This is a genomic window from Oleiagrimonas sp. MCCC 1A03011, from assembly GCF_003267965.1.
In the GTDB taxonomy this organism is placed as follows: Bacteria; Pseudomonadota; Gammaproteobacteria; order Xanthomonadales; family Rhodanobacteraceae; genus Oleiagrimonas; species Oleiagrimonas citrea.
In genome coordinates this window covers 265,135-288,125 of the sequence record NZ_MSPY01000004.1, presented here as the reverse complement: position 1 = coordinate 288,125, position 22,991 = coordinate 265,135, and the positions used below count along the sequence as shown (strand labels likewise).

The following is a 22,991-nucleotide window of genomic DNA, read 5'->3' as shown; positions in this document are numbered from 1 at the left end:
TGACATGTCACTGGTGGATGTCTTCTCGACCTACCTGTTCGGCCTGAGCCTGGTCGTCATCGTGGTCGCGCTGCTGATGCTCATCAGCGGTCTCGACGACCTGTTCATCGACCTCGTGTACTGGTTTCGGCGCGGTTGGCGTGCGCTGACGGTGTACCGACGTTCCGAGCGGATGGACTACCGCACCTTGTACGAACCGGACGAGAAGCCGCTGGCGATCATGGTGCCGGCCTGGCAGGAAACGGGCGTGATCGGTCACATGGCCGAACTGGCGGCTACCACGCTCGATTACGAGAACTATCACATCTTCGTCGGCACCTATCCCAACGACGAGGCTACCCAGCGCGATGTGGACGAAGTCTGCGCGCGGTTTCCCAATGTGCACAAGGTGGTTTGCGCGCGCCCCGGGCCGACCAGCAAGGCGGACTGTCTGAACAACGTGCTCGACGCGATCATGCGGTTCGAGTCGCAGGCGCGCATCGCCTTCGCCGGCTTCATATTGCACGACGCCGAGGATGTGCTGTCCGCGATGGAGTTGCGTCTGTTCAACTATCTGGTCGCGCGCAAGGATCTGATCCAGGTGCCGGTGTATCCATTCGAACGGCAGTGGGCAAACTTCACCAGCCTGCACTACCTGGACGAATTCGCCGAGCTGCACGGCAAAGACGTGCCGGTGCGCGAGGCGCTGGCCGGTCAGGTTCCGAGCGCGGGCGTCGGCACCTGCTTCAGCCGACGCGCGGTGCTGGCGCTGATCGAAGAGGGCAACGGCATCGCTTTCGACGTGCAGAGCCTGACCGAGGACTACGACATCGGTCTGCGGCTGAAGCAGCGCGGCATGCAGGAAGTCTTCGTGCGCTTCGCCGTGGGCGCCGCGAATGCACGGTGCGGGCGGCCGCGTCACTTCGGCGACAGCCGGCGGGAATCGAGCGTGATCTGCGTGCGCGAATATTTTCCCGACCGGCTGAGCACGGCAGTACGGCAGAAGTCGCGTTGGATCATCGGCATCGTCTACCAGGGGTTCCGCACCCACGGCTGGACCGGCAAGCCGGTGCTCGACTATTTCCTGTGGCGCGATCGCAAGGGCGCGCTGAACAATTTCGTCAGCTTCGCCGCGATGCTGATTCTGCTGCAGCTGGCAATTCTTTGGCTGGTGCAATTGCTGTGGCCGGCATCGCCGAAGTTCCTATCCATCTTCACCGGAGGCTGGTGGTTCCATGCCCTGCTGATGGCCAACCTGCTGCTGATGGCGAACCGCATGCTGCAGCGCGTGATCTTCGTCTCCGGCTACTACGGGCTGGTGCAGGGGCTACTGTCGATTCCGCGCCTGCTGTGGGGCAACCTCATCAACTTCCTGGCCAACTGCCGCGCGATCATGCAGATCATTCGCTGCGGCGATCCGCGCCGTGTGGCCTGGGACAAGACCACACACGATTTCCCGAGCCTGGGCGGCGCGGGACGCGGACTGCGGGCGCTGGAGGACATCCTCGTCGCGCAGGGGGCCTTGAGCAAAACGCAGATATCGCAGGCCACACGCGATCGCATCGACGGCCTGCATCTGTACAGTTCGTTGATCCACGCTGGGTTGGTGCGCCCCGAACAACTGGCGGAGCCGATGGCTGAGCAGTTCGGTGTGCCGTGCGAATCGATCGATGCGCGCATGATCGATTCCGCGACCATCGCCTGCATGCCCGCGCACGTTGCGCTGCACTACGCCGTGTTGCCGCTGCGGGTCGAGGAGGACGAACTGGTGCTGGCCAGTGAGGCCTACATCGATCCCGTCTCGCTGGCGGCCTTGGCGCGCAAGCTCGATCGGCGCGTGCGCTATGTGCTGGCGCACAAGGGGCAGGTCACGGTCGGTCTGCGCCACTGGCATGCCCGGGCGGGGGATGCGGCCGGCATCGAGGCGCTGGATCAGGCCGTACGCTCGGGGAGAATCCGCCGCGAGCAGGCCAGTGCGTTGTGGGAACGCTATGTCTCGCACCAGGTGATGCTGGGCGAGGTGCTGGTCGCGCGGGGCTATCTGGACGAGATCGTGCTGCGTGCGATGTTGCTCAATCACGCCCGCAGCGAACAACGGCTTGGCGACTTCCTGGTCGAGCAGGGCGCGATCGATCCGGACACGCTACGTCATGCGTTGGCGATGCAGGCGGCTCTCCAGCCGCAGATTGAGGACATGCTGAGCGATTTCCATGCAACGCACACAGCGCGAACGCCGCTGGCTGCAGGAGCACGAGGATGAACGTGCGTCGGCTTTCCGCATGCATCGCGCTGCTTCTGGCGGCTGCGGCCGCCAGCGCCCAGACGCCGACCGCGCCGGCGGCGGCGCAATCGGCATCCGGTCGCTACGATGATGTCAGCGCCTACCGGCGTTTTCTCATCTATCCGCATCAACAGCGAGCCCATGAAGCCATGCGCCGCGGCGACGCCGCGCGGGCGATTGCCGAGTTCGAGCATGCGCGCTCACTGGCACCGAAGAGTGTGGGCACCGCGCTGGATCTGGCGACGGCCTATCAACGTTTCAGCGAAGCGTCGCGTGCGCGCGGCGTGCTGGTCCGGCAATTGCTGGATACCCCGGATGATCCTCGCCTGGTGGCCGCGTTGCAGGCTCTGGATGCCGCGACCGCGAAGACTGCGGTGAACTGTGCACAGCACGATTCGGCGACCTGTCGCGCGCAGCGCGGCTTCGAGGCGCTGCGTGACGGTCGGTTGCAGGCTGCCGAGCGGGAACTGGATGCGGGCTACTTCACGCGCAGTCCGGAGGGGCTGGCTCTGCGGCGTTCGTTGGCGCAACGCGCCATTCACGATGGCGACATGGCGCTCGCCGCGCGCCAGTTCGAGGTGCTCGAACGTCAGGGCGCGCTCAGTCGCGCCGAAGGCGAACAGTGGTTCAACGTGCTGCTGGTGCTGGACCGTCCGCAGCGTGCGCGGGAGCTGCAGCAGCGCAGCGGTCTGGATGCGGCCACGCAGCGTCTGGCGCTGGCGCAGTTGCTGGCCCGACGCGGAGATCTGAATGTGCTGGCCGGCTACCTGCGTACGGGCGCTCCCGAGTTCGAAGACGAGACACAGGAAAAACAGTGGATCTACTTGCTGCAGAAGGTGAGGCGTCAGCAGCCTTCGCTGATGCGCGCATATCAGCCGCGCACCGCGGCCGGGCGTCGGCTGCATGCGGGATTGTTGTTGCCGCAGGCGATGCACGCCGAGCAATGGCCGCTGGCCGAACGCATGCTGCGGCGTCTCCCGGCGAACGGTTTCCGCGAGCAGCGTTTCGAGGTCACGCTGCGGCAGGGGCGCTATGACGAAGCGCTGGCGCATGCACGGGCCATGCGCGACGCTCCGGGCGGGCAGGCTTCACTGGATGTGTCCAGCTATCGATTGCTCGATGCCGGAGCGGAGGCGCAGGCGGTTGCGCTGTTGATGGAATCCTACCCCTTCGCCACTGCGCCCGATCCCGATCCACTGTTCGCTCGCCTGGCGTTGCTGGCCGGTTCACGGCCGAGCCTGATCGATGATGCGGCGCGCGTGCGGTTGCGCACCCCGCTGTCTGACGCCCGCCTTCGTGCGGGGCAGTTGCGTGTCTGGGTGGCGCTGCAGGATTGCCGGGGGTTGCGTGCGACGATGGGCGGACTGCCCGGCGATGCGCCGCCACAGGCGTGGCGGGCGCTGGGTGACTGCTACCGCGTGGGACACCCCGGTCTGGCGCAGCACGCCTACGCACAGGCCTATCGCCTGCAGCCGGATGCTGAGACCGCGCGCATGCTCGCCTATCAGGCGTTCGCCGCGAAGGACATGAACACGGCCATGGGCATCTGGCGCGACATGACGCCGGAACAATTGCGTGACGAGGATCTTCTGGCCGCGGCGACCACGGCGCTGGAGGCCGGCCATCGCGAGGAGGCGCGTACGTGGTTGCAGACGTATGCCGAGCGCGAAGCTGCGTTGGGCGACCGCTACTGGTGGCTGCGTGCGCGCGCCGAACCGGATGCGTCGCCGGCGGCGATCAACGCCATGCAGCGCGCCATCGCACTGCGGCCCGATCCGGACTACTACATGGCGCTGGCCGACGCGCAGCAGCACAGCGGCCACTCGGAGGCAGCGCTGGATGCGTTGCTGGAGGCGCAGGGAATGATGCCGCAGAACGCCGTGCTGGCCCGTCGCATCGGCTATGTGCACTTGCAGCGCGGCGCGATCGGACCGGCCATCGAGCAGTTCGAGCGCGCGCGCGAGGCGATGCCCAGCGACGCCTCGCTCATCCGGCAGCTGATGTATCTGAACCAGGAGCGCGGCGATCGCAGCGCGGCGCGGCATTACGCGGCACTGGCCATCGATCGTCTCGATGCGCAAGGTGGTCAGGGGCAGGACGTCGCGCAGTCGCAGCAGCGTTTCGCGCTGCGACGCCTGCACGAGGACCTGGGGCGCCGCTGGAGCTTCGATGCCGATCTGATTCTGGGCGACACGATCAGCTCCGCGTCCAATCCGATCGCGCCGGGCGTGTCCTACCGAAGCTACTTCCAGGCCGAGGCGCAGTATCGCCTGGACGATGCCTGGCGTAGCGAGCGCAGCGGAGGTCTGTCGGCCTATGCGCGCGTCTTCGCCGGCAGCGGCCGCGGCGGAGACGTGTGGCCGACGCATACGCCGATGCTGGGCGTCGGTCTGCACTGGAAGCCGTGGCGCAGGCATAACGCGGTCTTTTCGCTGGAGCAGCAGGCACCACTGGACAACCATCCGGACACGCGCAGCGACACCATGGCGCGCTTCAGCTATTCCACCGCGTTCCGCGATCGCTACAACCAGGACTGGCGGCCGGGCACGCGCTGGTGGGCGACGCAGAATCTGTACCTGGACCTGGCGCACTACTTCCGCAGCACGCAGACCGCCGTCACCGTGGATTACCGCGTGAGTGTGCATCGCCGTCTTGCCGCCGGCCAGACGCTGGAGCCTTACGCGCACGCGCAGTTCAATGGCCTCGACCGCGCCCACGGCGCCGGCTTCGGACGCGACGTGCGCGTCGGCGTGGGCGTGCGCTGGAACGTCTGGTACGGCGAAAGCCGGTACGACGCCTACCGGCATCGCTTCAGCATCGGGGTCGAAGTCCAGCATGCATTCACCAGCTATCTGCCGGAGCGCAACGCCGTGTATCTGACCGTGGGGAAACACTGGTGAGCCGGCGCCTTGTCCTGGTCGCGCTGTTCGCGTTGGCGAGCTGCATCCATGTTGGTGCCTGGGCGGCACCCAAGGTGCTGTTCTATCAGCCGCAACGCGCCGATCTCGCCGTGCCCGATGCGGACTGGCCGAAATTCTTCCAGCGCATTCGCGCGATGGGCTTCGACACGCTGGCCGTGCAGTGGGTGGCCTATGGCGATGCCTTCACGGGCGCACGCGAACGCAGCTGGCTGGCGAACAGACTGCGCGAAGCGCGTGCGTCGGGGTTGAAGCTGGTGCTCGGTCTGGGCGCCGATCCGCAGTTCTTCACGCGGCAGAAGGCGCCGCCGGAGCAGCTTGGCACCTACTTTCGCGAGCTGGCCGAGACGGATCGCTCCCTGGCGCGGACCTGGCTGCGGGAACTGGGTTCCGACGCCGTGCTTGCGTGGTACCTGCCGATCGAAGTCGACGATCTGCGCTGGCGGGAAGGCGATGCGCGTGCCGTGTTGCTGGAACACTTGCGTACCGAGGTGCGCGCCTTGCAGGCCCTGCACCGGGCGCCGGTGTATGTGAGCACGTTCTTCGCCGGACACATGGCACCGGAGGCCTATGCGCGACTGCTGCGCGAGCTGGATGCGACCGGCGTGCGCGTGTGGGTGCAGGATGGCGCGGGCACTGGACGGCTCACGCATCATGAGCGCGCGTTGTACATGGCGCCATTGCAGCGCTGCAAGGCGCGTCTGGCGCATGGTGTGGTGTACGAGCTGTTCGAACAGACATCCGGAGACGAACGCTTCGCGGCGCGGCCGCTGGCCGCCGATTCGATCCGCGAGGCCCTGGCGCAGCAGGCGCCGTGCGACGGCGACAGCGTGTACTTCGAGATGCGCTACCTGCCGGGCATGCAGCGCATCCGCGAGGCCGATCGCAAGGCGGCGGGGTTCGCGCCGGAGATGCACAACGGCTGGGCGGACAGCCCCTGAATCAGCTGCGCAGCATCGCGTCCAGCGCGCGCAGGCGTTCGGGCGTTCCGACGTCGGTCCAGCGACCGACATGATGCTGACCGTCGATGCGCCCCTCGCGCATGGCTGCACGCAACAGCGGCGCCAGGGCGAAGCGCGGCGGTTGCATGGCCGCACCGTCTTCGTCGCCGATCACGCGCCGCCAGTCGTCGAGCAGCTGCGGACGGTACAGGCCGATACCGGCGAATGTCAGGCGCGGTTCGCCTTCCTCGTGCATGCGCCCCTCCGCGTCCAGCCGGAAGTCGCCCGCAGGGTGGAACGGCGGATTGTCGACCAGTACCAGGTGTGCGAGGTCGCGTGGCGAAGCGGGTAGCCGCGCGAAGTCGAAATCGGTCCAGACGTCGCCATTGACGACCAGGAACGGTGCGTCGCCCAGGTGGGGCAGGGCGTGCAGCATGCCGCCGCCGGTTTCCAGCGGCGTGTCGCCTTCGTGGGCGTAGTGGATGCGCAGGCCCCAGCGCGTGCCGTCGCCCAGCGCCGGCGGGAACTGTGCGCCCAGGTGCGCGGTGTTGATAACGACCTCGCGCACGCCCAGGGCGGACAGCTTTTCCAGATGCCAGACGATCAGCGGCTTGTCGCCTACGGGCAGCAGCGGTTTGGGCGTGCGGTCGGTCAGCGGCCGCATGCGCGTGCCGAGACCGGCGGCGAAGATCAGTGCGCGCACGTCAGGTCGCCGCCCCGACGCGGGCTTGCGCGACGTCGCGGTCGCCGACGGCGCGGCGCAGCAGTTCGCAGAAGTCGTGCAGCTCCGGGTAGCGGCCGGCGACGTCGAGTACGTAGTCGAGCACGCGCGGCAGGTCGTGCAGATAGCCGTCCTTGCCGTCGCGGTAGTGCAGGCGGCAGAAGATGCCCAGTACCTTGATGTGCCGCTGCAGACCGATCAGGTCGAACCAGCGCCGGAAGCGCGCCGCGTCGACGTCGGCGTCGAGATGTCCCGCCTGGCGCCATTGCAGCCGGCATTGTTCGGTCCAGGCTTCCACGTGTTCGCGGTCCCAGACGATGTAGCAGTCGCGCAGCAGTGAAGCGAGGTCGTAGGTCAGCGGCCCGACGAGTGCGCCCTGGAAATCGATGATGCCGGGGCTTCGGTCGGGCGTGACCAGAAGATTGCGGCTGTGGAAATCGCGGTGCACGAACACACGAGGCTGCGCCAGGGCGCTGACCACGAGGTGGCGGAAGGCCAGTTCCAGCACGTCCCACTGTCCGCAGTCGGGCGTCAGGCTCAGATGCCGTTCCAGGAACCAGGTCGGCATCAGCTCCATTTCCCGGACCAGGAACGGCTCGTCGTAAGGCGGCAGGCCCTGCGGATCGACGCCGGTCTGCATGCGCAGCAGCGTCTCCATGGCCTCGCCGTACAGGGCGTCGACGTTGTCGTCGGCGAGTACGTCCAGGTAGTGCGTGTTGCCGAGGTCGCTCATCAGCACGAAGCCCTGTCCGGCGTCGTCGGCCAGCACTTCCGGCGTGTGCAGGCCAGCCGCGCGCAGGCGGCGGCCGATGTCCAGCCACGGCGTAATGTCCTCCTGGCCGGGCGGGGCATCCATCACGATCAGGCTGCGCCCGCCGCTGTGCACGCGGTAGTAGCTGCGGAAGCTGGCGTCGGCCGAGGCGATCTCCAGCGTGGCGTCGTCGTCATCCAGCGCCCTGCGTGTCCAGCGGGCGCATTGGCGGCAGCGTTCGGTGTCGGGAAGGGCGGGCATGGGACTTCGCGGAGCGGTAATGGGGACGAGGATAGCGTTTCGCACCGATGCTGCCGAGTCCATGCGTCTCGACCGGGGCGCGCTTCATGTACTCTTGCCACTTTCAGCGAAGGATGCGCCATGCAAAGGTCTGAAAAGTCACGTATCGCGATCGTCGGTCTCGGCTACGTCGGCCTGCCGCTGGCGATCGAGTTCGGGCGGCAGGACGAGGTCCTGGGTTTCGACATCCGGGCCGAGCGCGTCGAGGAGCTGCGCGGCGGCCGCGACCATACGCTGGAAGTTGATGCCGAGGAACTGGCCTCGGCGTCGGGACTGCGTTTCAGCGCGGATCGCGAGGACCTGCGTGCCTGCAATGTCTTCATCGTCACCGTGCCGACACCCATCGACGAGGCGCAGCGTCCCGATCTCACGCCGCTGCGCGAGGCCAGCGCCATGCTCGGTGCCGTGCTCAAGGCCGGCGACGTGGTGATCTACGAGTCCACGGTGTATCCGGGCACCACCGAGGAAGTCTGCGTGCCGATTCTGGAGCAGGCGTCGGGGCTGCGTTTCAACGAGGACTTCGCCTGCGGCTACAGCCCCGAGCGCATCAATCCGGGCGACCGAGAGCATCGCGTCAGCGACATCCGCAAGATCACCTCCGGCTCCACGCCCGAGATCGCCGCGTTCGTCGATGCACTGTACAACCGCATCATCCGCGCCGGCACGCATCGGGCCGAGTCGATCCGAGTGGCCGAGGCGGCCAAGGTCATCGAGAACGTGCAGCGCGACGTCAACATCGCTCTGGTCAACGAGCTGGCGATGCTGTTCCACCGCCTGGGCATCGACACCCAGCAGGTGCTGGCGGCGGCCGGCACGAAGTGGAATTTCCTGCCGTTCCGCCCCGGTCTGGTCGGCGGTCACTGCATTGGCGTGGATCCGTACTACCTGACCTATCGCGCCCAGGTCAGCGGCTACCATCCGGACCTGATCCTGGCCGCGCGCCGCATCAACAGCGGCATGGGGCGATACGTCGCCAATCGCGTGATCCGCCTGCTGTCCCAGCGCCGCATGCATATCGTCGATGCGCGCATCCTGGTGCTCGGCATGACGTTCAAGGAGAACTGCCCCGACCTGCGCAACACGCGCGTGGTCGATGTGATCCACGAACTGAAGGACGCGCATGCCTGTGTCGAGGTCTACGATCCCTGGGCTGACGCCGAGGAAGCGCGCACCGAGTGCGGCATCGCGCCGGTGGCCGAACCGCAGGCGGGCGGCTACGATGCCATCATTCTGGCCGTGGCCCATCGCCAGTTTGCCGAGTTGGGCGCCCAGGGCGTACGCGCCTTCGGCAAGCCGGGCGCGGTGCTCTACGACGTCAAGGGACTGTTCCCGGTCGAGGATGTCGACGGCCGGCTCTGACTGCATTCAAGAACGGAAATGTTGTACGCATGAATGACCTGATCCCTGTTCTGCTGTCCGGTGGTTCCGGTACGCGGCTCTGGCCGCTGTCGCGCGAGGGTTACCCCAAGCAGTTCCTGGCGCTGTCCGGCGAGCACTCCATGCTGCAGGCGACCTGGCTGCGCGTGGCGCCGATGATGGCGCAGGGCGCGCCGCTGGTGGTGACCAACGAGCGGCACCGTTTCATGGTCGCCGAGCAATTGCGTCAGGTCGGTTGCGAGCCGTCCGCCATCGTGCTGGAGCCGGCTGCCCGCAACACCGCGCCGGCCATTGCCGCGGCGGCCCTTCAGGCCACGCGCGAGGGTGCGGATCCGCTGCTTCTGGTGCTGCCCTCCGATCACGTCATCGCCGACGAGGCGGCGTTCCGCGAGGCCGTGCAGGCGGCGGTGCCGCGCGCGGAGGACGGCGCGCTGATTACCTTCGGTATCGTGCCGAGCTCGCCGGAGACCGGCTATGGCTACATCAAGGCCGCGCCGGGCGAGGGCGTGCGCGCGGTCGAGCGCTTCGTCGAGAAGCCGGATGCGGCCACGGCCGAGCAGTACCTGGCCTCCGGCGCGTACTTCTGGAACAGCGGCATGTTCCTGTTCCGCGCCTCGCGCTACCTGCAGGAGCTGGAGAAACATCGGCCGGAGATGCTGTCGGCCTGTCGCGACGCCTTCGACAAGGCCGCACGCGATTGCGATTTCCTGCGTCTGGACAAGGACGCCTTCGAGGCCTGTCCGTCCGACTCCATCGACTACGCGGTGATGGAGAAGACCGATGCCGCCGAGGTGCTGCCCATCGAGGCCGGCTGGAACGATGTCGGTTCCTGGGCCGCGTTGTGGGAAGTGGCCACGCAGGACCGCGACGGTAACGCCTATCACGGCGACGTCATGGCCGTCGATTGCCGCAACAGCTACGCCTGGAGCGAGCGTCGCCTGGTGGCGATGATCGGTCTCGACGACACCGTCGTGGTCGACACCGACGACGCCCTGCTGGTCGCGCGTCGCGATCGCGTGCAGGAGGTCAAGCAGATCGTCGAACGCCTGAAGGGCGATGCGCGCAGCGAGGCCGTGCTGCACCGCAAGGTCTACCGGCCGTGGGGTTCCTACGATTCGGTCGACATGGCCGAGCGCTTCCAGGTCAAGCGCATCACCGTGAAGCCGGGGGCGTCGCTCAGCCTGCAGATGCATCACCATCGCGCCGAGCACTGGATCGTGGTCAGCGGCACCGCGCGCGTCACTCGTGGCGAGGACGTGTTCATCCTCGGTGAGAACCAGTCGACCTTCATCCCCGTCGGCACCAAGCACCGCCTGGAGAATCCCGGCAAGGTGCCGCTGGAGCTGATCGAAGTGCAGTCCGGCAGCTACCTAGGCGAGGACGATATCGTGCGCTTCGAGGACATCTACGGGCGTTCGGGCTGAGGCCGATGGTTCGTCGAGTCAGGGGAATCGTGGCGGAACGGCTCTCGGTTCCCGTGAGGGTTCCCTGGTTCGTTGCCTTGTAGGCCGATTCCGACACATTTCATGGCGGTATTCGTACACGTGATCCATACGCTCGGAGGCGGTTAAGGATCGCGTTACATATCGATCATCGTATAAAATGGTCGCCGGACAGACGCCGCACACGATGTGCGGTGATAACAAGAACGGATTGAACGGCAGGAGCCATGCAGCACACAGGGGGCTCGGCTTCGCAACGGCACGCATGCGGTCGTTCGAAGCCCATTATCTTGCGCACGGGTATGGCATGCGTTCTGCTTGGCGCATGCGTGTTCGCGTGCCCGGTCTCGGCGCAGCAGGTCGCGAATCCACAGCAGCAGGAACAGCGTCAGCGCGATCAGCGTGAGGCGGCGCAACGGGCGCGTGAGCGCAGCGAACCGCATGTCCGACTCCAGACATCGCGTAACACGGACTACCATCGGCTCGACCTCCCACGGGAAACGCCGTGTTTCAAGCTGCATGCCGTGCAGCTGAAGGGGCGTGATCTGGCGGCGTTCTCCTGGGTTTCGCGTTATCTGCAGCACTACGTCGGACGTTGCGTCGGGCAACAGGGGTTGCAGCAGATCGTGCATCGGGCTTCGGACCTGGTTCTCGCGCGCGGATACGTGACCACGCGGTTGCTGATTCCACAGCAGAACCTTTCTGGCGGCGCGCTGCATCTTCTGCTGATTCCAGGTCGGGTCGGGCGCATCCGCTTCGCATCGGGATCCGTGCATGCCGACTGGCGCAGCGCGTTCCCGTTGCGTCCCGGTGACTTGCTGAATCTGCGTGCCATCGAGCAGGGACTCGAGCAGATGAAGCGGGTGCCTTCGCAGGATGTGCGTATCAACATTGCTCCCGGTGCACAGCCCGGCACCTCGGATTTGGTGCTCGACGTGAAACGCACGCACCGCATGCGCGTCGGCTTCAACTACGACGACTCCGGCTCCGAAGCGACAGGCAAGCAGCAGGGCGGCGTGCAGTTGGCGGTCGACCAGCCCCTCGGCATGAACGACCTTTTCAGCATGAACGTGGGGTACTACGTCGGTCCCAACGCATGGCGCAAGGGCACCCGAAGCAACAGCTTCCGTTACAGCGTGCCGTGGGGAAACTGGACCTTCGCCTTCGATTCCTCCGGATACGGCTATCACCAGCAGATCGAGGGCGCGCAGCAGACCTTCGAGAGCACTGGGCGGTCGCGCACCCAGTCCCTTTCCGCGACGCGCATGGTCTTCCGTAATGCATCCAGCCGGACTTCACTACGCCTCTCGCTCAGCAGCCGTACTGCGCACAGCAGCATCGAAGGCGTGGAAATCGAAGTCCAGCGGCGGCATACGCGCGCGGTGGAGCTGGCCATTCTGCAGCGACGATACCTGGGGCGGGCGCAGCTCGATCTCAGTCTTGCCCAGCGTCGAGGTGTGCCCTGGTTCGGCGGACAGCGCGATGCATCGGGACATGCCTCCGGGGCGCCGACATTCCACTACATCATCAATACGCTGGACGTCAGTCTGAGCCTGCCGTTCACGTGGGGCGAACGTCCATGGCTGTGGTCCAGCACGTTGCATGCCCAGGACACCCGCAGCCGTCTCTACGCTGAGAACTTCATCACCATCGGTGGTCGCTACACCGTGCGCGGCTTCGACGGCGAGCGGACCCTGGGCGCCGAGCGCGGCTACTTCTGGCGCAACAGTCTGACCTTTCCCCTGGGACACAGCGGCGCCAGCCTCTACGGCGGCATCGACCTCGGGCAGGTCGGCGGGCCGAGCGCGCCCGATAACGGTGGGCACACGCTCGGCGGCGCCTTCATCGGCACGCGTGGTGGCAAATACGGTTTCCATTGGGACTTTTTCGCCGGCTGTGCACTGCGTGCGCCGCGCGGTTTTTCCACGCGCACTCCGGCAGCCGGGATGCAACTGATCTACCAGTACTAGGACAACGGCAGCCGTGAAAAGCGGCGTGCCCACGACAGGGGCGGTCTGGACGGCCCGCCCGGTGACGTCGCGACAGGGGGCTGTTCGCGGCCATGCGCTCTGCGGACGCAAGGAGATACAGAATGAAGGCCGAAACGCACGTGCAATCGTTTTTGAACCGGATCATGCCGCCGCAGTCCATGCGCTGCCGCGTCATACGTGCGTTGTACACCGCGATGCTGGTCTGGACCATCGGATGGCCTGCCGCCGTCCAGGCGCAGGTCGCGCCAGCGGTGCACGATGGTCACAAGCCTCAGGTCGTGCACGCCGCCAACGGTACGCCGGTGGTCAATATCGTGGCGCCGAATGCGAAGGGGGTTTCGCACAACACCTACGATCAACTGGATGTCGATTCGCGCGGCCTGATCTTCAACAACAGCGCCCAGATCTCCAAGACACAACTGGCCGGCTACATCTACGGCAACGCAAAGCTGAGCAACAGCGGCTCCGCGCGCATCATTCTCAACGAGGTCACGTCGACCAAGGCCAGCCAGCTCGACGGTTACATGGAAGTCGCCGGTTCTCCGGCCGAGCTCATCATTGCCAATCCCAATGGCATCAGCTGTAACGGCTGCGGATTCATCAACACGCCGCGCGGCGTGTTGACCACGGGTACGCCGGTATTCGGCGGCGATGGAAGCCTGGCGGCCTTCCGCGTGGTACGTGGCGGCATCCATATCGGCGGCAGCGGGTTGGACGCCAGCGGCATTGACCGCGTCGATCTGCTTGCGCGCACGGTCGATCTCAACGCCAAGCTCTGGGCGCAACGATTGAATGTGGTCGTCGGCGCCAACCGGATCGCGTACGGCGACCTGTCGGCGCAACGCATCGACGGCGAAGGCGATGCGCCCGGCGTCGGCATCGATGTGGCCGCGCTGGGCGGCATGTACGCGAACGTGATTCATCTGGTGGGTACCGAAGCCGGCGTCGGCGTGAACAACGAAGGCGAGATCGCCGCGCAGAATGGCGATTTCACGTTGACCAATACCGGCAGCGTGGTGCTGAACGGTTCGGTTTCGGCGACCGGTGCGCTGCATATCGATACCCCGCAGGAAGTCGATATCGCAGGCAGCGCCGCGGCACAGGCCGCGCGTATATCTGCGGGTGCACTGAATGTGACGGGACTGTTGTACGGCGAACAGTCGTTGCATCTCGACGTGAGCGGCGCGGTGCATAATGGCGGCATGCTGCAGTCGCAGGACGGTGACCTCGTTCTTCATGCCGACGGCGTGCTGACACAGGACGCGAATGCGGTCGCCTATGCCGGCGGCGCGATCACCCTCGATCTCGCCGGGCTGGACAATCAGGGCGACATGGAGGCGGGGCATGCAGTGGATGCGTCCGTATCCGGTTCGGTCACGAATGCAGGCACGTTTCAGGCGGACGGCGGAGCACTGAACCTGCAAGCAGCGGAGTTGGACAACGCGGGCACGATCGGTGCCAACACCGATGCCGCTCTGCACACGCTCGGGGATTTCTCCAACACGGGCATCGTGTTCTCCGGAAACAGCATGCAGCTGGACGCTGGCGGTTCGCTTTTCACGAGCCACGTCATTCAGGCCGGCACATCGCTGGCGCTGCACGGCGGCAGCCTCGACAACCGCGGCAAGCTCTATGCGCTGGATGGCGACATGGATGTGTCGGTTGACGGCGGCATCAGCAATGCGGCGAATGCGGAGGTGTATGCCGCCGGCGCATTGCGCCTGAACGGCGCGATGCTGGACAACGCCGGTCGTGTTCAGGCGACGCGATCCGCGCAGGTTGATGTAGCGCAGACGCTGGACAATACCGGCGATGTACAGGCCGGGACATCCCTCGCCATCCATGCCGGCACCGTGAACAACGCGGGTGCCGTGCAGGCGGCCAACGACCTTTCCGTTTTGGCGAACGATGCACTTGGCAACCGTGCCGGAGGTCAGCTTCGCGCCGATGCCGATATGCACCTGCAGAGCGACGGGACGCTGACCAATGCGGGGACCGTCTACGCCGGTGGAACCCTGGATGCCGGCGCGACGGATGCACTGGACAACAGCGGTGTCATGGCCGCCAAGGGGGACGTGGCGCTTACGGCGGATCATGGTGCAAACGGCGGCACGCTTGCAGCGGGACTGCAGGAAGATGGCTCGCTGGCCGACAGCGGCGATCTGAGCGTCGATGTCACGCACGGCTGGAACGCCAGCGGCAAGAACCTGGCCGGAGCCCATCTGTCCATGTCCGGCGCAACGCTGGATCTTTCCGGGTCCAGCACGCTGGCCGGCAGCGCGTTGGCTCTGGTGACCAATGCGGGCGACATCGTCACGCGCGGCGCACGGGTGCAGGCGGGAAGCCTGGCCACCATGCAGGCTGCGGGTGATTTCATCAACGGCGGTACGAACAGCGCCGACGGCGGTACGTTGCGCGCGGGAACCCTGTATCTCGATGTGGCCGGACTCGACAATCGCAACGGCCAGATTCTTCAGACCGGCACGGACGACGCGGTCCTGCATGCGACCGGGACCTTTCTCAACGCCTACGGCACGCTGGCGGTCAATGCGGCGGCATTCGATCTGCAGGCCGGCGCGCTGGAGAACGGTCACGGCCTGATCCAGCACGCTGGCCATGGTGCGTTGACGTTGACGACGGCCGGCAACTTGCACAACGGCAGCGGTCAGATCGCCGGCAATGGTTCGTTGGTGTTGCAGGCGGGTGGGCAGCTCGGCAATGCCGCCGGTTCGCTGAGCTTCGCCGATGCCGTACAGGTGCATGCAGACCAATTCGACAACACCGGCGGTTCGTTGATGGGCAGCAGTCTGAGCGCCGCTGTAGCCAATCAGCTGAAAAACGACGGCGGTGTGTTGCAGTCCTCGAATGCGCTGGCCGTGCAGGCCGGATCGCTGAGCAACACTGGTGGGCAGATCAAGGGCGTGGGCAGCGCGCTGTTGCGCGTGACCACGAACGGTGCGCTGGATAACGGCGCGAACGGTTTCATCGGCAGCAATGGCGGCGTGCAGGTACAGGCGGACACGCTGTCCAACGCGGGCCAGATCTACGCCGGCAGCGCCCTGTCCACGGTGACGCAGAGCACGCTGGACAACAGCCATGGCGCCCTGCAGGCCATGCAATCGATGCAGATCGATGCGGGCGGCACGCTCAAGAACGAGCAGGGCCGCATCGAGGCCGGCTCGGGCGACGATGCCGCCACGCTCACGGTGACGGCATCGGCGCTGGACAATCAGGGCGGGCGTCTGGCCAACAGCGGCACGGGCGCGACCGAACTCCGTCTTCAGCATGCCCTCGACAATCGCGGCGGCACGCTGGGTGGGCAAGGCGATGTCGATGTGCAGGCCAGCCAGTTCGACAACCGCCAGTCTGGCCGGCTGGTGTCCAGCCAGCATCTTGGTCTGGACCTGAGCGGTTTCGACAACGCCGGGGGCACTGTCTATGCCGCTGGCGACATCGACTGGAACCATGCCGGGGCATCGCTGAGCAATGCCTCCGGCAGTTTCGGCGCGGCCCATGATCTGCGTTTGAATCTGGGCGGCGTGGGCAATGCCGGCGGCGATCTCGACGCCGGTCGCGATGTGTCCCTGCAATTCTCCGGTCTGAGCGGCAGCGGTCGCATCGTTGCCGGTCGCGACCTGAGCCTGCATCTGCCCGGCAGCTACACCAACCGCAGCGGCAGCACGCTCAAGGCCAACCGCGATCTCTCGCTGGACTTCGGCGGGGACTTCACCAATGCCGCCGGCGCGAATCTGGAAGCGGTCTCGGCGCTGACCGTGCACGCGAACAACATCCACAACCAGGCGGGCGCGAAGATCAACAGCGCCGACACCACGCTGGTTGCGACGCAGACGCTGAGCAATGCCGGTCGCATCGAAGGCGACGACATCACGCTGCATGCCGCACAGCTGAACAACACCGGCACCATCATCGGCGGTCGCATCACTGCGTACGTTCACGGTCTCACCAACGGCGCGGACCTCGGCACCACGACCGGCAACGCCGCCTATCAGAGCGCGTTGATCGCCGCGACCGACAGCGTCGCGCTGTACGTGCGCGACACGCTCCTCAATCGAGACGCAACCATCTTCACCACTGGCGATATGGTGCTCGCGGCCGACAGTGCCATGCATGCGACCGGCGCCATCACCAATCGCTCCGGCGATATCGAGGCCGATGGAACGGTTCGTCTTGCCACGAACAAGTTCACCAACGAGCGCCGGGTATTCGAAACCGAAACCTACACGCTCAGCGGCACCGAGCAGGCGCAGAATACGCGCAACCAGACCCTCGTCCGCTATCGCTACGACGATCCCGACACCACGCATCAGTTGCCGATCGTGGACCCGATGCAGGTCGTCAGCGCCGCCGAAGTGGCTGCGGCCGACGCGTACTGCGGGGGACGCAACAACGATCACTACCGCTGTATCGGCTACCCCTATGGCGTCGGCAGCGCGACCACGTTCCAGGGGTTGCTCGATGACACCGTGGTCTCGGTCGAGCGCCTGCTGCGCACCAGCGCAGAAGGCCGGCTGCTGGCCGGCAACGACATCCACATCGACGGCTCGGTGCTCAACGACAAGTCGACCATCGCCGCCGGCCGCAACCTGACCATCAACGGCCAGTCGGGCACCAATCAGAGTTCGGTGAAGAATATCGCCTGGGAACCGACCGCCAGGGTACAGCGCTCGGCGCAGTGGCAGGTTCGTTTCGAAGGCGAGTTGCACAACACGCAGGTCTGCGCGCCGATCAACGGCAAACACCGCTGCTGGGTGCCTAGCAGCTGGGAAACCTACGACCCGATGGGGGCCGCGCCGAATGTCTCCGGACCGGTCACGATATCGCTCGCTGCCGGTCAGGTGCCGTCCTGGGTTCACATCAACCCCGGCGATGACGCGCCTGCGTCGATCACGGCCGGACAGAATCTCAGCATCACCGCGCACAACATCGATAACACCGCTGTCGGTGCCGATGGCAAGCCGGTGCACGGCGCGGTCAGTCTGGGTGCGAATGCAGGCGGCAGCCATGTCGGTGGTGCGTCCGGCACGGCCGTCGGCAGCGTCGGTGCGGGAAGTGCGGGTGCGGGCTCCGTCACGCTTCCTTCGGCGGGAACCGGTGCCGCGCCGCAGGTCGTGACCGGTCCTGGCGCGACGATCCAGTTGCCGCAATCGGGTCTTTACAACATCAACAAGGACCCGAACAGTCGCTACCTGGTCGAGACCGATCCGCGTTTCGCCGACTATTCGAAATTCATCAGCAGCGATTACCTGCTCGATCACCTCGGACTCGACCCGTCCAACGTGGACAAGCGCCTCGGCGACGGTTTCTACGAGCAGCGCCAGGTGCTTGACCAGATCACCGAACTGACCGGCCATCGCTATCTGTCCGGCGATACCGATGCCCTGGCGCAATATCGCGACTTGATGGACAACGGTATTCAGCAGGCCTCGTCCTTCGACCTCACGGTGGGCGTGGCGCTCACGGCCGAGCAGATGGCAGATCTGACCGAGGACATGGTCTGGCTGGTCAGCGAGGACGTCGACGGCCAGCAGGTGTTGGTGCCGGTGGTCTACCTGAGCGCCGCGCACGCCCAGGCGCTGGCGCAGCAGGGGGCGCAGATCGCCGGCAAGAACGTGGTGCTGGATGCCAGTGGGCAGCTCACCAACGGCGGCAGCATCCAGGCCGGGCAGGATGCCAGTCTGACGGCGAACAACCTGCTCAACAGCGGCAGCATCGGTGCCGGCGGGAACCTCAGCATCGACGCCGCGCAGGACATTCTCAACGGAGGAAGCATCGGCGCCGGCGGCAACGTCAGCGTGGTCGCGGGGAACGATATCCGCAGCGGCCTGGACGCGGCGGTCGCGCTGGGCAATGTCGATCTTTCGCCGGTCGGCGCGCTGCCGGATCTGTCTGCGCCCAGCGCATTGCCGGGTGGCATCCATGCCGGTGGCAACCTGAGCGTGGGCGCAGGGCACGACCTGAACCTGGATGCTGCGCCGATCACCGCCGGTGCGGGGCTGCGCCTGTCGTCCGGTCACGACATGAACATCACCGCCAGCTCGATCAACGCCGGTGGCGATGCCCAGTTGCTGGTCGGCGGCGATATCCACCTCAATGCCGTCGCCAGCACCACGGGTCAGGAAGGTCCGCACTACGACCACACCGACACCACCCGCAACGTGGTGACCCAGATTTCCGCGGGCGGCAATCTGACCGCCATCGCCGGCCACGACCTCGACAGTCAGGGCGCGCAGCTGCAGTCCGGCAATGTACTGGCGCTGGGTGCGGGTCACGATATCAACCTGCAGACCGTCACCGATGTCGACCACAGCCTGACCCACCACGCCGAAGGCCGCACGGCGGTGAGCGAAGATCACCGCGATGAGACCCTGCGCGGCACCAGCTTGCAGGGTGCCAACGGTGTGGTCGTCCAGGCCGGCCATGACGCTAATCTCACGGCGACCGACGCGTACAGCGCCCACGGCAATGTCAGCGTGGCAGCCGGTCACGACGTGCACCTGAATGCCGGCAACGAGCAGCACGATGCCTCGCGCGACACGCAGCGTTCGCACAGCGGCATCCTGTCAAGCTCCAGCACCACCACCCACGACGCCACCCAGGACAGCGTCGCCGTCGGCACCACCCTGAGTGGCGTCAACGTCAGCGTCACCGCCGGCCACGACCTGACCACGCAGGGCGCGCAGATCGGCGCGGACCAGGCCGTGGTGCTGGGCGCCGGCCACGACGTTGACCTCGGCGCAGCCACCGACACCCATGACGAACAACACCAGCGCACGACCAAAAAGCGCGGTGGCGGCATGGGTATCTTGACCGGCACCTCCAAGGGCGACCTGTTCACCCGCCACAGCACGTCGCAGACCGACACCAGCGAGGACCGCACCGCCTATGGCACTGCCATCAGCGGCGACAGCGTCAGCATCGCCGCCGGCCACGACCTGACCACCGAAGGCGCGCAGGTCGGCGCCACCCACGACGTGGTGATGGCCGCCGGCCACGACCTGACCATCGGCACCGCGACCAGCACGCACAGCGAGAGCCACAGCTTCAAGAACCGCACCACCGGCGCCCAGCGCAGCGGCCTGCACGGCATGTTCGGCGTGTCCAAGGGCACGCAGACGGCCAGCGAAACCGACGTCACCCCGACCGGCAGCCTGATCGGCAGCAGCGACGGCGCGGTCACGCTCACGGCGGGCCACGACGTGCATATCACCGGCAGCGACGTGCTCAGCCAGACCGGCACCGCCATCGTCGGCCAGAACGTCACCATCGACGCCGCGATGGGCAGTGTCGACACGCACCAGTCGCAGTCGCAGCACACCGGCGGGATCATGGCGGGCTTGACCGGCGGTGTGGTCAGTCAGGCGGAGTCGGCCTACGCCTCAGGGCAGGCCATCAGTCGGACCAAAAACAAACGCCTGAAGGCACTTTACGCAGTGCAAGGAGCGTATGCAGCGCACGATGCTTACACCGGCAGCAAGTTCGGCGTGCAGGGCTATCAGGGCCAGGTGGTTCCCGGCAACGCCAGCTACGACAAAAACGGAAAGGTCACCGGTGCCAATGCGGATGGAAAGCAAGGTGCTGCCAACGGCTCCGGCGTTAGCCTGCGCATCGGCATCGGCGCCAGCACGTACAACAGCCACGGCGACACCCACGACGACGTCGCCTACGGCAGCCATATCAAGAGCCAGGGCGATGTCACCATCGCCGCGACGAACGGTGACCTGAACATCATCGGCAGCCAGGTCCACGGCCAGAATGTGGGTCTCTCGGCCAGCCATGATCTGAACCTGCTGAGTCAGGCCGAGCAGCGCACGCAGCACCAGTCGCAGGCCAACGCCGGCGGCGAAGTCGGCGTCAGCATCGGCCAGACCACGGGCATCTACGCCACCGTCAGCGGCGGCAAGGGCCGCACCCACGGCAACGGCACCACGCACCTGGACACCCAGGTCAGCGCCGACGACACGCTGAGCCTCATCGCTGGCCACGACGCCACCATCAAAGGCGCACAGGCGACCGGCAACAAGGTACTGGCCGACATCGGCCACGACCTCAACATCGTCAGCGAGCAGGACACCAACGACTACGCCAGCAACAACTGGCAGGGCAGCGTGACCGTCGTCTACGGCTTCAGCGGCGGCGGCGCGGGCGTTAGCGGCTCGGCCAGCGCCGGGCAGACCGACTCGAAGTACAAGAGCGTCACCCAGACCAGCGGCATCGCCGCGGGCGGCGGTGGCTACAACATCTACGTAGGCAATCACACCGACCTGACTGGCGGCGTCATCGCCAGCACGGCCGATCCGAGCAAGAACCTGTTCTCGACGGGAAGCCTGAGCTACTCCGACCTCCAGAACGAAGCCAGCTACAGCGCCTGGAGCGCCAGCGTCGGCGGCGGCTACGGCACCGGCCAGGTCGGCAATGGCATGAGCGGCTTTGCGCCCAGCGGAAGCATCCCACAGGGCAAGAGCTCAAGCAGCGTCACCCACGCCGGCATCGCGCAGGGCACCATCGATATCCGCAACAATCCGGGCCAAAACCTGTCGGGCCTGGATCGCAACCCGGACATCGACGCACAGGGCCTGAAGACCATCTTCGATGCGCAGAAGGTGGCTGAGAACCAGGAAGCAGGCCAGGTCGCCGGTTATGTCGGCATGCGTACCGTGGGCGCGATTGCGGAGCACGAGTACAACAAGGCCGTCAACGACAAGTACAACGCAGCTGAAGGAAGTGCGGAGGAGGCCGATGCCGAAGCCCGCATGAAGGCCTGGGGCGACGGTGGCGAATACAAGACGATCCTGCACGGCATGATCGGTGCGGGTACCGCAGCATTGGGGGGCGGTAATGCCCTGCAAGGCGCCGTTGGTGCCACCGCCAGCGAAGCGGCCAGTGCGCAGATGCAGCAGTACCTGCACGATCACGGCATCGATCCGAATTCAGTCAAGGGCCGGAGCCTGATGAATCTGGCCAGCCTGGGCGTCGGTGCGGCAGCCGGTGGTGGATCGGGTGCAGTGACGGCGCTGAATGGTGAGCAGTACAACCGCCAATTGCATCCGGCTGAGCTGTCGCTGATCGTGGGAGAACTGGCCAAAGAGTATGCCAGTGACTACAACGCGGCCCATCCCGACGATTCAATTTCCGAACGGGATGCCGAGAAATTGCTCATGGAGCAAGCGCTAAGGCAAGTCGACAACCAGTGGGCAACCGAGCTGGGTCCGGATGACGGTGAAGCCCGGGCATGGTTGGCAACGCATGCGGCCAATTACGCCCTGCCGAACGGTGAGCAGGTCTTCACGGCGACGCAAGCGGAAAAGAATAACTGGAATTTGTACAGCGAGCTGTACCGGGGCGAGTACACCGAGCATCACGCGGCGGAACTGGGCCTTGGGGCGAACTATGGCCTGCGGACGGACCTGAGCGGAAGTGAGTTCGGCGAGCAGGAATACCTCCAGGTGGCGGACGACATGCGCGACCGAGCGACGCTGGATGCGTTGTATCGCAAGGTGGGTCGAGGGGAGAGTCTGACCGAGAGCGAGATTCATGAAGTCTCTTGGTTGCAAATGCTGAAGCCCGTACTCGAATTGAGCACACCCCCGGCGGCCATTGGCATCTCCATCGCCGATGGCAAGTACAAGCAGGCGGTGGGACAATCGCTGTTGCTCCTAGCACCCGCCGCAGCTGAAGGAGGCGGGTTACTGAGCGCCGGTAAAGCGGCGGGCAGCGTCTACGAAACACCGCTGTGGCAATCGCTGGGCAGCAATGACTCGTTGACGCTGGAGAATTTGCAGGCGCTGTACGGAAGCGCGAATGTCACCCAAGGCGGTGGCAACGTACTGCAGATGATCGAGCGGGTGACCGGAAACATTGCCGAGAGCCAGTCTGCTCATGCTAGCTCGAACTTCGACATTTTTGTCGCTAAAAGCGATCAGGTTCAGTGGGGCTATCAGGCAGATAGCTGGAGCATGACGACCTTGCCCAAGGGAAGCCTCGTTTACGGAGGATTGCCTGGTCAATCGGCGTATTACACGGATCTTCAAGCCTTGACTGATGCCAATTCTAACAGTGCGAATTTGTTCCAGAGCCTCCAAGTTTCTCCGCACCCTGTGTTTGGCTATAGACCGCAGATGGGAATGTACGAAGTCCTAGATGACATTCATGTCCCAACAGGAGTGGTGAAAGAAAATCCAGCGCTTGGACCTGGAGGTGCGAACCAATTCTTTATCCGCTGGTATCAGAAAAATCTGAAGTTGATCAAGACCATTAACTTAGGGCATTGAG

Annotated in this window: 9 protein-coding genes; 7 read left to right on the top strand and 2 right to left on the bottom strand. The window is 65.6% G+C overall.

The genetic code is table 11. The features are described 5' to 3' along the window. Positions 1 to 4 precede the first annotated feature (4 nt). The 3 genes from BTJ49_RS10590 to BTJ49_RS10580 are packed head-to-tail and all read left to right on the top strand — an operon-like array spanning position 5 to position 6,119. Positions 5 to 2,239, top strand: coding sequence for a glycosyl transferase family protein (locus BTJ49_RS10590; RefSeq protein ID WP_113065356.1), 2,235 nt, complete (start codon positions 5 to 7; stop codon positions 2,237 to 2,239). Next, positions 2,236 to 5,160, top strand: coding sequence for a tetratricopeptide repeat protein (locus BTJ49_RS10585; RefSeq protein ID WP_113065355.1), 2,925 nt, complete (start codon positions 2,236 to 2,238; stop codon positions 5,158 to 5,160). The genes BTJ49_RS10590 and BTJ49_RS10585 overlap by 4 nt, the downstream gene beginning before the upstream one ends. After that, on the top strand, positions 5,157 to 6,119 hold the full coding sequence (locus BTJ49_RS10580) for a DUF4434 domain-containing protein (RefSeq protein WP_168184716.1): 963 nt from the start codon (positions 5,157 to 5,159) through the stop codon (positions 6,117 to 6,119). Before BTJ49_RS10585 ends, BTJ49_RS10580 begins: the two co-directional genes overlap by 4 nt. 1 nt (position 6,120) lies before the next feature. Here BTJ49_RS10580 and murU read toward each other — a convergent pair whose 3' ends face one another. Continuing rightward, positions 6,121 to 6,822 carry an N-acetylmuramate alpha-1-phosphate uridylyltransferase MurU gene (gene murU, locus BTJ49_RS10575; protein ID WP_113065353.1) on the bottom strand — a complete coding sequence of 234 codons (702 nt, stop codon included), beginning with the start codon at positions 6,820 to 6,822 and terminating at the stop codon, positions 6,121 to 6,123. Between the two features lies 1 nt (position 6,823). Further along, positions 6,824 to 7,852, bottom strand: coding sequence for a phosphotransferase (locus BTJ49_RS10570; protein WP_113065352.1), 1,029 nt, complete (start codon positions 7,850 to 7,852; stop codon positions 6,824 to 6,826). A gap of 120 nt (positions 7,853 to 7,972) precedes the next feature. On the opposite strand from BTJ49_RS10570, the gene BTJ49_RS10565 reads away from it, so the two are divergent. The 4 genes from BTJ49_RS10565 (at position 7,973) to BTJ49_RS10550 (ending at position 22,990) form a co-directional block, all read left to right on the top strand. Then, positions 7,973 to 9,250, top strand: a complete 1,278-nt coding sequence (locus BTJ49_RS10565) for a nucleotide sugar dehydrogenase (protein ID WP_113065351.1) — start codon at positions 7,973 to 7,975, stop codon at positions 9,248 to 9,250. A 29-nt stretch (positions 9,251 to 9,279) separates the two neighbouring features. Next, positions 9,280 to 10,692, top strand: a complete 1,413-nt coding sequence (locus BTJ49_RS10560) for a mannose-1-phosphate guanylyltransferase/mannose-6-phosphate isomerase (RefSeq protein ID WP_113065350.1) — start codon at positions 9,280 to 9,282, stop codon at positions 10,690 to 10,692. A gap of 347 nt (positions 10,693 to 11,039) precedes the next feature. After that, entirely contained in the window at positions 11,040 to 12,680 is a 1,641-nt protein-coding gene (locus BTJ49_RS10555; RefSeq protein WP_168184715.1) for a ShlB/FhaC/HecB family hemolysin secretion/activation protein, read from the top strand. Between the two features lie 140 nt (positions 12,681 to 12,820). Beyond that, positions 12,821 to 22,990, top strand: a complete 10,170-nt coding sequence (locus BTJ49_RS10550; protein ID WP_168184714.1) for a hemagglutinin repeat-containing protein — start codon at positions 12,821 to 12,823, stop codon at positions 22,988 to 22,990. Position 22,991 lies beyond the last annotated feature (1 nt).

What these genes read in the sequence shown, in the direction of transcription:
- BTJ49_RS10565 (WP_113065351.1), top strand. Translation starts at nt 7,973, where the DNA reads ATGCAAAGGTCTGAAAAGTCACGTATCGCGATCGTCGGTCTCGGCTAC.
- BTJ49_RS10590 (WP_113065356.1), top strand. Translation starts at nt 5, where the DNA reads ATGTCACTGGTGGATGTCTTCTCGACCTACCTGTTCGGCCTGAGCCTG.
- BTJ49_RS10560 (WP_113065350.1), top strand. Translation starts at nt 9,280, where the DNA reads ATGAATGACCTGATCCCTGTTCTGCTGTCCGGTGGTTCCGGTACGCGG.
- BTJ49_RS10585 (WP_113065355.1), top strand. Translation starts at nt 2,236, where the DNA reads ATGAACGTGCGTCGGCTTTCCGCATGCATCGCGCTGCTTCTGGCGGCT.
- BTJ49_RS10570 (WP_113065352.1), bottom strand. Translation starts at nt 7,852, where the DNA reads ATGCCCGCCCTTCCCGACACCGAACGCTGCCGCCAATGCGCCCGCTGG.